The organism is Nocardia sp. NPDC046763 (assembly GCF_040645495.1).
Lineage (GTDB): Bacteria > Actinomycetota > Actinomycetes > Mycobacteriales > Mycobacteriaceae > Nocardia.
This window is the reverse complement of the sequence record NZ_JBEYYI010000005.1, coordinates 202,430-213,163: the sequence shown is the minus strand read 5'-3', so window position 1 is coordinate 213,163 and position 10,734 is coordinate 202,430. Positions and strand designations below refer to the sequence as shown.

At 66.7% G+C, this 10,734-nt stretch carries 11 protein-coding genes and 2 tRNA genes; 4 read left to right on the top strand and 9 right to left on the bottom strand.

Annotated elements, in window-relative coordinates; translation table 11 throughout:
• From ABZ909_RS10540 to leuC, 3 genes are all read right to left on the bottom strand, one after another.
• Positions 1 to 636 (bottom strand): HU family DNA-binding protein, encoded by a 636-nt coding sequence (locus ABZ909_RS10540; RefSeq protein ID WP_356997633.1) that lies wholly within the window; start codon positions 634 to 636, stop codon positions 1 to 3.
• A 156-nt stretch (positions 637 to 792) separates the two neighbouring features.
• On the bottom strand, positions 793 to 1,401 hold the full coding sequence (gene leuD, locus ABZ909_RS10535; RefSeq protein WP_356997631.1) for a 3-isopropylmalate dehydratase small subunit: 609 nt from the start codon (positions 1,399 to 1,401) through the stop codon (positions 793 to 795).
• Positions 1,402 to 1,458: 57 nt separating this feature from the next.
• Positions 1,459 to 2,883, bottom strand: a complete 1,425-nt coding sequence (gene leuC, locus ABZ909_RS10530; protein WP_356997629.1) for a 3-isopropylmalate dehydratase large subunit — start codon at positions 2,881 to 2,883, stop codon at positions 1,459 to 1,461.
• Between the two features lie 115 nt (positions 2,884 to 2,998).
• On the opposite strand from leuC, the gene ABZ909_RS10525 reads away from it, so the two are divergent.
• Together ABZ909_RS10525 and ABZ909_RS10520 are read left to right on the top strand one after the other, a co-directional pair.
• Complete coding sequence (locus tag ABZ909_RS10525) at positions 2,999 to 3,700, top strand: IclR family transcriptional regulator (protein WP_356997627.1); 702 nt, start codon at positions 2,999 to 3,001, stop codon at positions 3,698 to 3,700.
• A gap of 253 nt (positions 3,701 to 3,953) precedes the next feature.
• Complete coding sequence (locus ABZ909_RS10520; protein WP_356997625.1) at positions 3,954 to 4,454, top strand: PPOX class F420-dependent oxidoreductase; 501 nt, start codon at positions 3,954 to 3,956, stop codon at positions 4,452 to 4,454.
• Positions 4,455 to 4,529: 75 nt separating this feature from the next.
• On the opposite strand, the gene ABZ909_RS10515 is transcribed toward ABZ909_RS10520, so the two are convergent.
• From ABZ909_RS10515 to ABZ909_RS10500, 4 genes are all read right to left on the bottom strand, one after another.
• Positions 4,530 to 4,602: transfer RNA gene (locus ABZ909_RS10515), tRNA-Glu, on the bottom strand.
• A gap of 69 nt (positions 4,603 to 4,671) precedes the next feature.
• Positions 4,672 to 4,743 (bottom strand) — tRNA-Gln (locus ABZ909_RS10510).
• Between the two features lie 156 nt (positions 4,744 to 4,899).
• Positions 4,900 to 6,366: a glutamate--tRNA ligase gene (gene gltX, locus ABZ909_RS10505; RefSeq protein ID WP_356997623.1), complete on the bottom strand. Its 1,467-nt coding sequence runs from the start codon at positions 6,364 to 6,366 to the stop codon at positions 4,900 to 4,902.
• 13 nt (positions 6,367 to 6,379) lie between these two features.
• Positions 6,380 to 7,153: a fumarylacetoacetate hydrolase family protein gene (locus ABZ909_RS10500; protein WP_356997622.1), complete on the bottom strand. Its 774-nt coding sequence runs from the start codon at positions 7,151 to 7,153 to the stop codon at positions 6,380 to 6,382.
• Between the two features lie 324 nt (positions 7,154 to 7,477).
• Between ABZ909_RS10500 and ABZ909_RS10495 the strand changes: the two genes are divergently transcribed.
• Positions 7,478 to 8,656, top strand: a complete 1,179-nt coding sequence (locus tag ABZ909_RS10495) for an MFS transporter (RefSeq protein WP_356997620.1) — start codon at positions 7,478 to 7,480, stop codon at positions 8,654 to 8,656.
• Positions 8,657 to 8,945: 289 nt separating this feature from the next.
• Here ABZ909_RS10495 and ABZ909_RS10490 read toward each other — a convergent pair whose 3' ends face one another.
• Positions 8,946 to 9,953 carry a 3-isopropylmalate dehydrogenase gene (locus tag ABZ909_RS10490; protein WP_356997618.1) on the bottom strand — a complete coding sequence of 336 codons (1,008 nt, stop codon included), beginning with the start codon at positions 9,951 to 9,953 and terminating at the stop codon, positions 8,946 to 8,948.
• A 174-nt stretch (positions 9,954 to 10,127) separates the two neighbouring features.
• Positions 10,128 to 10,439, bottom strand: coding sequence for a hypothetical protein (locus tag ABZ909_RS10485; protein ID WP_356997617.1), 312 nt, complete (start codon positions 10,437 to 10,439; stop codon positions 10,128 to 10,130).
• Between the two features lie 35 nt (positions 10,440 to 10,474).
• Here ABZ909_RS10485 and ABZ909_RS10480 point away from each other — a divergent pair, with 35 nt between their 5' ends.
• Positions 10,475 to 10,717: a hypothetical protein gene (locus ABZ909_RS10480; RefSeq protein WP_356997616.1), complete on the top strand. Its 243-nt coding sequence runs from the start codon at positions 10,475 to 10,477 to the stop codon at positions 10,715 to 10,717.
• The last annotated feature ends 17 nt before the right edge of the window (positions 10,718 to 10,734 follow it).

Genomic DNA, 10,734 nt, shown 5'->3' with positions numbered 1-10,734 from the left:
CTACCGGCGTGCGGTGCGCTTGGCCGCGGTCTTCTTGGCGGGAGCCTTCTTGGCCGTCTTCTTGGCGGTGGCCTTCGAAGCGGTGGCCTTGGTGGCCTTCTTTGCGACCGTGGTCTTCTTGGCAGCCGTGGCCTTGGCCGGGGTCTTCTTCGCGACCGTCTTCTTCGCCACCGTCTTCTTGGCCGTGGCCTTCTTGGCGGGCGCCTTCGAGGCGGCCTTCTTGGCCGTGGTCTTGGCCGGCGCCTTGGTGGCAGCCTTCTTGGCCGCCTTCTTGGCGGTGGTCTTCTTGGCGGTCGCCTTACCCGAAACCGGGGCGGCCACACCGCGCTTCACGGCCGGGCCGCTCGAAGCGATCTTCTGCTTGCCGGCAATGATCGCCTTGAACTGAGCGCCGGGACGGAACGCCGGCACCGAAGTCGGCTTCACCTTGACGGTTTCGCCGGTGCGCGGGTTACGAGCAACCCGGGCGGCCCGCTTACGCTGTTCGAAGACACCGAATCCGGTGATGGTGACGCTCTGACCTTTGTTCACAGCACGCACGATCGTGTCGACCATCTGCTCGACTGCAGCAGTAGCGGTGCGCCTGTCAGTACCCAACTTCTCGGTCAGAACATCGATCAGTTCCGCCTTGTTCATTGAATCCTCCGCAGACTAATGGCCCGTCGTCGGACCGACTAGGTACCACGGTAAACCCTTTCCGGGCAAGAGTCTATGTGCCACGCGGAAATACATGACGCATGGCACACGCTCAGCTACCTGGTTTGAGGGGGTTCAGCTAACGCCCATCAATGATTACGTCTGCGAAATACGGGCCGGAATGGTGGCGGGTTTCCAAGTCGGCCTTGCGTTTTCGAACCGGTCGATCTCATCACCGTGCCGGAGAGTGAGCCCGATGTCGTCCAGCCCTTCCAGCAGGCGCCACCGGGTGTAGTCGTCAATATCGAACGGCAACACGACCGTTCCGGCCGACACGGTTCGCGCCTCGAGGTCCACCGCCAATTCCAAACCCGGCTGTTCCTCGAGCAACTTCCAGAGCAATTCCACATCGCTCTGCGCCATCCGGGCCGTCAGAAGCCCGTCCTTGCCTGCGTTCCCGCGGAAGATGTCGGCGAAGCGAGACGAGATCACCACCCGGAACCCGTAGTCCTTCAAGGCCCAAACGGCGTGCTCACGTGAGGATCCAGTACCAAAATCCGGACCAGCGACCAGCACACTACCCCGATTGAAGGGCTCGGTGTTCAAAATGAAGTTCGGATCTGTCCGCCATGCCGCGAACAGGCCGTCCTCGAAACCCGTTCGGGTAACGCGCTTCAGATACACCGCCGGGATGATCTGGTCGGTGTCGACATTGGATCGGCGCAACGGAACGCCGATCCCCTTGTGGACCTTGAAGGCTTCCATCGGTGATTCTCCTGAGTCTGTGGGGGCAGCGGTATCTGGGCCGCTACCGGAATGTGATCAGTTCAGATCCGCAGGTGAGGACAGGGTTCCGCGCACCGCGGTGGCCGCGGCGACCAGCGGCGAGACCAGGTGCGTGCGACCGCCCTTGCCCTGTCGCCCTTCGAAGTTCCGGTTCGAGGTGGCGGCGCAGCGCTGACCGGGGGAAAGCTGATCCGGGTTCATACCCAGGCACATCGAGCATCCGGGCTGGCGCCATTCCGCGCCCGCGGCGGTGAAAATCTCGCCCAGACCCTCTTTTTCCGCCTGCAGCCGCACCCGCATCGAGCCCGGCACAATCAGCATGCGTACACCGTCCGCGACCTTTCGGCCCGTCAGAATGTCTGCGACCGCACGCAAATCCTCGATCCGGCCATTGGTGCACGAACCCACGAAAACCGTGTCCACGGCGACATCCCGCAGCGGGGTGCCCGGCCGCAGGTCCATGTACTGCAGCGCCTTCTCGGCGGCCGCGCGCTCGTTCTCGTCGAAGATCTGCTCCGGATCCGGCACCGAGTCGCCCAGCGGCGCACCCTGTCCCGGGTTGGTACCCCAGGTGACGAAGGGGGTCAGCGCGGACGCGTCGATGTGGACCTCCGCGTCGAAAACCGCGCCCTCATCGGTCTTCAGGGCGTCCCAGGCGGCCACGGCGGCGTCCCAGTCCGCACCCTCGGGCGCGTGCGGGCGGCCCTTCAGGAACTCGTAGGTGACCTCGTCGGGCGCGACCATGCCCGCGCGGGCGCCGGCCTCGATCGACATGTTGCACATGGTCATCCGGGCCTCCATGGACATGCCGCGCACCGCCTCGCCGCGGTACTCCAGCACATAGCCCTGGCCGCCGCCGGTGCCGATCTGCGCGATGACCGCCAGGATCACGTCCTTGGAGGTGACGCCCGCGGGCAGCTGCCCGTCGATATTGATGGCCATGGTCTTGAACGGGCGCAGCGACAAGGTCTGCGTCGCCAGCACGTGCTCCACTTCCGAGGTGCCGATGCCCATGGCCAGCGCGCCGAACGCACCGTGGGTGGAGGTGTGCGAATCACCGCACACCACCGTGGTTCCCGGCTGGGTCAGGCCCAGCTGCGGGCCCACCACGTGGACGATGCCCTGATCGAGATCGCCCATCGAGTGCAGGCGCACACCGAATTCCTCGCAGTTCTTGCGCAGCGTCTCGACCTGCAGGCGCGACACCGGATCCGCGATCGGCTTGTCGATGTCGATGGTCGGGACGTTGTGGTCCTCGGTGGCGATGGTGAGATCCGGGCGGCGCACCGGGCGACCCGCGGCACGCAGTCCGTCGAACGCCTGCGGGCTGGTGACCTCGTGCACCAGGTGCAGGTCGATATAGATGAGGTCGGGTTCGCGATTCGCGCCCTCGCCCGCGCCGCGGACGACGACGTGCTGGTCCCAGACCTTCTCCGCCAGAGTGCGTGGCCGGTCGGCCATAACTGCTCACCTCTCGATTGACATACCCACGCCCGGTGGTGTGCGCGGTGACTGGCGTCCGAGCTGGGAGCGGCTGGTTTGCATTTCCCAACATGCGAGACGTTAATATCGTTCTATGAGACAGCATAGCGGTATCGGGGTTCTGGACAAAGCGATGGCCGTCCTGCACGCCGTAGCCGAGCAACCCTGCGGCCTCAACGAGCTCTGCGCCCGCACCGGCCTGCCCCGCGCCACCGCGCATCGCCTGGCCGTGGGCCTGGAAACCCACCGCATGCTGGCCCGTGACAGCCAGGGTCTGTGGCGGCCCGGCCCGGCCCTGTCGGAGCTGGCGACAACCGCCAGCGACCCGCTCCTCGACGCCGCCGCCACCATCCTGCCGCGCCTGCGCGAGATCACCGGCGAGAGCGTGCAGCTCTACCGGCGCGACGGCAATGCCCGCGTCTGCGTGGCCGCCATGGAACCCGCCGCGGGCCTGCGCGACACCGTGCCGATCGGGGCGCGCCTGCCGCTCACCGCGGGCTCGGCCGCCAAGGTGCTACTTGCCTGGGCCGATCCCGAGTTGCAGCGCACGATCCTGCCCGAGGCCGTCTTCGGTGAGCGGGCCCTGGCCGAGGTGCGCCGGCGCGGCTGGGCGCAGAGCGCGGCCGAGCGCGCGGCCGGCGTGGCCAGCGTGTCCGCGCCCGTGCGCGACGCCGCGGGCGGGGTGGTCGCGGCCGTCTCGGTATCCGGGCCCATCGACCGCATGGGCCGCCGGCCGGGCGCCCGCTGGGCGGCCGATCTGGTGGCCGCCGCCGACGCCCTCCACAAGCGTCTCTGACGGACTTTACGGGCCCGGGCCAGCCCCGGGGGTGGCCACTGCCGTCACGACAGCCCCACGGGTCGCTCAGCCACCCGACCGCAGTTGCTCGACTTCCCGACCGCAGCCCTCGCCGGATTTCGGCGGGGGCTGCGCTGGTTCGCGGGCCCGGATGTGCCGTTTCCAGGGGCGGACCGCCCGCTTCGGCTGTGAGCCAGGTGGCAGGAAATGGCCACTGTGACTGCGCTCATACGCCGTAAATTACAGTCGGCCCATGGGAGTTAATCAACGCGCGCAGATCGTGATGTCCGAACAGGAGATCACAGAATTCATCGAGCGCAGCCGCATCGCCACCATGGCCACGCTGGGCGCAACGGGCGCACCGCATCTGGTCGCCATGTGGTACGCGGTGATCGACGGCGAGATCTGGTTCGAGACCAAAGCCAAGGCCCAGAAGACGGTGAATCTGCGCCGCGATCCGCGCATCACCGTGATGCTCGAGGCCGGCGACACCTACGACCAGCTGCGCGGCATTTCCATCGAGGGCCGCGCGGAGATCGTCGACGACCCCGAGGCGCTGTTCAAGGTGGGAATCAGTGTCTGGGAGCGCTACACCGGGCCGTACAGCAACGAGGCCAAGCCGTTCGTGGAGGCCATGCTGAACAAGCGGGTGGCCGTGCGCGTGGTGCCCGAACGCACCCGCAGCTGGGATCACCGTAAACTCGGCCTGCCCGCCATGCCGCTGGGCGGCAGCACCGCTGGTCAGCAACCATAGGCACGGCTGGTCGGCAACAGTAGTCGGACAGAAAAGCGAAGGCCCCCAGCCGGTTGGCTGGGGGCCTTCGCTTTGTAGTCCCGACGGGATTTGAACCCGCGCTACCGCCTTGAGAGGGCGGCGTCCTAGGCCGCTAGACGACGGGACCAGGATGAGATTTCGGCAGACTTTGCGGTCCGCCGAAGCTTCTCGAATTCGAGAGCCGGAGCTCTCGCAGCTGGGGTACCAGGACTCGAACCTAGAATGGCTGAACCAGAATCAGCTGTGTTGCCAATTACACCATACCCCATTGACCTGGGCTTTCGGGTTCCTCCCGGGGGAAGCTCCCGACCGCGTTCCGGCCGAGAAGAAGATTAGCAGCATCCCCCGGTAGATACACAAACCGGCTGGTCAGCGGCCGGTTTGTGCATCATTTCGGACTACCTGCGGGCCTTCGGAACCGATCTCACGCGGTCCCGGCGAGCGCGGACTGCATACGGTCCATGGTGAGCTCGCGGCCCAGCAGTTCCAGCGACTCGAACAGCGGCGGGCTGATGTGGGATCCGGTCACCGCCACGCGCACGGGCGCGAAGGCCTTGTTCGGCTTGAGACCCAGTTCGTCGATGAGCGCGGCTTTGAGCGTCTCTTCGAGGGACGCGACGGTCCATTCCGAAACGCCTTCGAGGGCTTTCACCGCCGTCTGCAGCACCGGAGCGGCATCGGGGCCCAGATTCTTTTTCTCCGCGGCGGGGTCGATGGCGAACTCTTCGGGCTTGATGAAGAGGAACTTCAGCAGATCCCAGCCATCGCCGAGCACCTTGATCCGGGTCTGCACCAGATCGGCTGCGGTTTCGAACAGCTTCTCGTCGATCTCGGCGCCGATATGGCCGTGTCCGGTAAGGAACTCGCGCAGCCGGTGAGCAAAATCACCGGGAGCCAGCATCCGAATATGTTCGGCGTTCAGCGCATCGGCCTTCTTCTGGTCGAATCGAGCCGGATTCGAATTCACCTTCGAGATATCGAAGGCTTCCACCATCTCGGTCATCGAGAACAGGTCATGATCATCGGCGATGCTCCAGCCGAGCAGCGCCAGATAATTCAGCAAACCCTCGGGAATGAACCCGCGGTCGCGGTGATGGAAGAGATTCGACTCCGGATCACGCTTGGACAACTTCTTGTTGCCCTGGCCCATCACGAAGGGCAGGTGACCGAACTCCGGGGTGAACTCCGCGACGCCGATTCGTTTCAGCGACTCGTAGAGCGCGAGCTGCCGCGGAGTGGAGGACAGCAGATCCTCACCGCGCAGCACGTGGGTGATCTTCATCATGGCGTCGTCGACCGGGTTGACCAGCGTATAGAGCGGATCGCCATTACCGCGGGTGAGCGCGAAATCGGGAACCACGCCCGCGCGGAAGGTGGTCTCGCCGCGTACCAGGTCGTTCCAGGTGAGGTCCTGGTCGGGCATGCGCAGGCGGACCACCGCGGGGCGGCCCTCGGCCTTGTAGGCGGCGATCTGCTCGGCGGTCAGGTCGCGGTCGAAGTTGTCGTAGCCGAGCTTGGGATCGCGACCGGCGGCCCGGTGCCGGGCCTCGACTTCCTCAGTGGTGGAGAAGGATTCGTAGGCCTCCCCCGCCGCCAGCAGTCGCTGCACCACATCGAGATGAATGTCACGCCGCTGCGACTGCCGGTACGGGCCGTAGGGGCCGCCCACCTCTGGGCCCTCGTCCCAGGTGAGGCCGAGCCAGCGCAGGGCGTCGAGGATGGCGTTGTAGGACTCCTCGGAATCGCGTGCGGCGTCGGTGTCTTCGATGCGGAAGACGAAGGTGCCGCCGTGGTGGCGCGCGTAGGCCCAGTTGAACAGGGCGGTGCGGACCAGACCCACATGCGGTGTGCCGGTGGGTGACGGGCAGAAACGAACCCGGACGTCAGTCATGGCTCTCTTTCGTTCAGCGTTTGGCGGCAACGGGATTGGAGAGGGTGCCGATGCCGGAGACGGTCACCGACACGGTCTGGCCGGCCTGCAGCGGGCCGACGCCCTCCGGGGTGCCGGTGAGGATGACATCGCCGGGGAGCAAGGTCATTACGGCGGTGACCCACTCGATCAGCTTCGGAATATCGTGCAGCAGAAGTGAAGTGCGGCTGCGCTGCTTCACCTGGCCGTCGACCTCGGTGACGATCTCCAGATCCGAAGGGTCCAGCGCGGTCTCGATCCACGGGCCGAGCGGGCAGAAGGTGTCGTAACCCTTGGCGCGGGTCCACTGGCCGTCGTGGCGCTGCTGGTCGCGGGCGGTGACGTCATTGGCGACGGTGTAGCCCAGGATCACCTCGTTGGCGCGGGCGGCGGACACGTCCTTGCAGGGGCGGCCGATGACGATCGCCAGTTCGCCCTCGTAGTCGACCTGAGAAGAGCTGGGCGGCAGGATGATCGGGGCGTTGGGGCTCTGGATCGAGGTGCTCGGCTTCATGAAGATGACCGGGTCGGCCGGGGCCGGGCCGCCCATTTCCTCGGCGTGCGCGGCGTAGTTCTTGCCGATGCAGATCACCTTGCTGGCGAGGATCGGGGCCAGCAGGCGCACGTCGGCCAGCGGCCAGCTGCGACCGGTAAAGGTCGGGTTGCCGAACGGGTGTTCGGCGATCTCCCGGACGACGGCGTCGGAACCGTCTCCTTCGATGCTGACGAAAGCGACTCCATCTGGGCTGGCAACTCGACCTAGGCGCATGGTTGGCATCCTATCGACCGGCCTCGACCTGCCCGAACGCGCCCGGCCACGGGGCGGGACGGAAGCCCGGGACGACGGCGGGCCGGGCGCGGGCGAGGCCGCGGGGAGGGGTGGCATCCCGGCCCGCATCGCCCGGATCCGAATGTGGAAAGCCCTTATACACAAGCGAACTCGGCTGTCGAAGATGGACTCACAAGATCAGTGCGCAGTGTGAGCAAACTGACAGCTCGTCCCGGAAATCGCCTTGTGCATCAGGTGTACCGTCAGACTCGATGTTCACACAGTAGGACATTTGTTCCATATAGTGAGACAGAAGTGAGGGCCATGGCCACCGTGACACAGATTGGTACGACACGACGGTGGACCATGCTGGCGCTCGGCGTCTTCGCCCAGAGCTCCAGCGCCGCGCTGGTGCACGGCACCGCCTTCCTGCTGCCCGCACTGACCCAGCGCGGAATGCCGCTGGCCACCGCCGGTCTGCTGGTCGCTATGCCCACCGTCGGCCTGGTCAGCACGCTGATCGCGTGGGGCTGGATCGTCGATCACGTGGGCGAGCACAAGGCCCTGGTGGCCGGTCCCGCGCTGATGTTCGCGGCGGGCGCGGCGGCGGTGACCGTCTCGAACTATGTTGCACTGGGTGGATTGCTGTTCCTGGCCGGGGCCGGCGCGGGCAGCACCAATGCCGCCAGCGGGCGGGTCATCGTGGGCTGGTTCCCGCCGGATCAGCGCGGGATGGCCATGGGCATCCGGCAGGCCGCCCAGCCGCTGGGCGTGGCCGTCGGCGCCATGACCATCCCGGCCGTCGCTGCGGCACACGGGTTCTCGATGGCCGTCCTCGTCCCCGCGGCCATGGCGGGCGCGGCCGCCATCGGCTGCCTGTTCGGGATCGTGGATCCGCCGCGGCCCGAATCCGCCGGGGGCGCAGGGCGTTCCGCCAACCCGTACCGCGGAGACTCCACGCTGTGGCGGATCCACGGGGTGTCGATTCTGCTGGTGATCCCGCAGGCCACCATCTGGACCTTCGGCCTGCTGTGGCTGCACCGGGATGTCGGTATGTCGCTGCCGGCGGCGGGCGCGTTGGTCACGGCCACCCAAATCCTGGGCGCGGGAGGGCGAATCGGCGCGGGGATCTGGTCGGATCGGGTGGGCAGCCGGTTGCGACCGCTGCGCACGGTGGCGGTCGCGGCCGTAATCTCCATGTCCGCCTTGGCCGTAGCGGCCTGGACGCACCAGTGGTGGGCGGCCGTTCCGATTCTGGTCGCGGCCTCGGTCATCACGGTGGCCGATAACGGGCTGGCCTTCACGGCGGTGGCAGAGATCGCCGGTCCCTATTGGTCGGGTCGCGGGCTGGGTATCCAGAACACGGGCCAGAATCTGGCGGCGGCCGTGATCGCCCCGGCCTTCGGCGCATTGATCACCGCGGCCGGTTTTCCGATCACATACCTGCTGGCGGCGGTGGTGGCGCTGGCGGCAGTCCCGTTGGTGCCCAGGGGTTCCCGGTGACCGGCTGATCACCGGCAAATCCGGAAGGGCTGTGCCCGTTAAATTTTCGCATCCGAATTCAAATGTGCGATATGCCTCACTGGCCCAGGAGGTTTCGACGAAACCCCTCTCAGGATTACATTTCGGCGACGGAGAGGGAACGGACGAAGCGTGTGAAGTAGTCGGGTTTCGACGATTCGCCGGGTGGTACGGACCGGCGAATCACCTTGTCGGGCTCGATATCCGGCCATGAACCAAGGAAAAGCCCCCGTTCCCGCGGTCGTGGGAACGGGGGCTTGACCGTGGAACGCTAGAGCGAGGCGGCGATCCGGTCGCCGACCTCGACGGTCGAGGCGGCGCCCGAGCGCGACGCCAGATCCTTGGCGACGGCGGCCTCGATGCGGGCGGCCTCCTCGGCCTTGCCGAGGTGGTTCAGCAGCAGGGACACCGAGAGGATCGCGGCGGTCGGGTCGGCCTTGGACTGGCCCGCGATGTCCGGGGCAGAACCGTGCACCGGCTCGAACATGGACGGGTTGGTGCCCGAGGCGTCGATATTGCCGGAGGCGGCCAGGCCGATGCCACCGGAGACGGCCGCGGCCAGGTCGGTGATGATGTCGCCGAACAGGTTGTCGGTGACGATCACGTCGAAGCGGCCCGGGTCGGTGACCATGTGGATGGTGGCGGCATCGATGTGCTGGTAGGCGGTTTCGATGTCCGGGTACTCCGCGCCGACCTCGGCGACCGTGCGCGACCACAGCGAGCCGGCGAAGGCCAGCACATTGTTCTTGTGCACCAGGGTCAGGTGCTTGCGGCGCTTGCGGGCGGTCTCGTAGGCGTAGCGGACCACGCGCTCGACGCCGAAGCGGGTGTTGGTGGAGACCTCGGTGGCCACCTCGTGCGGGGTGTTCACGCGGATCGCGCCGCCGGTGCCGGTGTAGGGGCCCTCGGTGCCCTCGCGCACGACCACGAAGTCGATGTCCGGGTTGGCCGCGAGCGGGCTGGTGACACCCGGGTACAGCTTGGACGGGCGCAGGTTCACGTGGTGGTCCAGCTCGAAGCGGGTGCGCAGCAGCAGGCCGCGCTCGAGCAGACCGCTCTGCACCGACGGGTCGCCGATGGCACCCAGCAGGATGGCGTCGTGCTGCTTGAGCTCCGGAATGACATTGTCCGGGAGGATCTCGCCGGTGGCATGGAACCGCTTGGCTCCCAGGTCGTATTCGGTCTTCTCGACACCGGGCACCACCACGTCGAGCACCTTGAGGGCTTCGGCGATGACCTCGGGACCGATACCGTCGCCCGGAATGACAGCCAGTTTCATGAAATCCATGCTCCGTTCGATAACGCGCGGGTGATCCTCTCCGCGCTGGCAGGAGAGTCACCGGCCACCATAGCGGGTACACCCGCAACCCCTTTCACCAGGGCGAATCGCTCCCAACCAGTGGGATCACCGGCCGCTCGCACCGGGTCGCGCCGACCGGCTACGGCATGTGGGTTAGGGCCGAATTCCCGCGCGGCGGCACTCCTGTTGCACGCGCAGGGAGAGAGCGTCCTGCTGCCCCGCCACCGTCCGGCACCATTCCTGCGCCTGCGCGCCGCACGCCCGCTGCTGCTGGCCACCCATCGTCCCGGCGGAAAGCACTGCGACACAACCATTCTCGGAGCGCGAGTAATCCGGCCGATGATCGAACACCGCCCACGCCGTCACCCCCGCCACGATGAGCGCGACGACGACAGCGCTGCCGATCAGCAGATTGCGCCGCTCCCGCCCGGACAGCGGCTCGGTCGGCGGCGTCTTTCCTCGCATTTGTCAATCATGACGGCGTCGGTAGTGTTCGGCGGATGTTCGACAATCTCCGACTCGAGCGCAAAATTCATCGCCTGGAACGCAAGATCGATCTCATCATCGAGCATCTGGGTATCGCCGATCCCGGCGGCGTCATCGACTACGCCGCGATCGACGATCTCCTGCAGCGCGGCAAGAAGATCCAGGCCATCAAGCTGTACCGGGACCAGGACCCGACGGCCGGCCTGGCCGAGGCGCGCGACGCGATCGAAGCCCGGGATCGGCGACCGGGTCGCTGATACTTCCCCTCGAACGC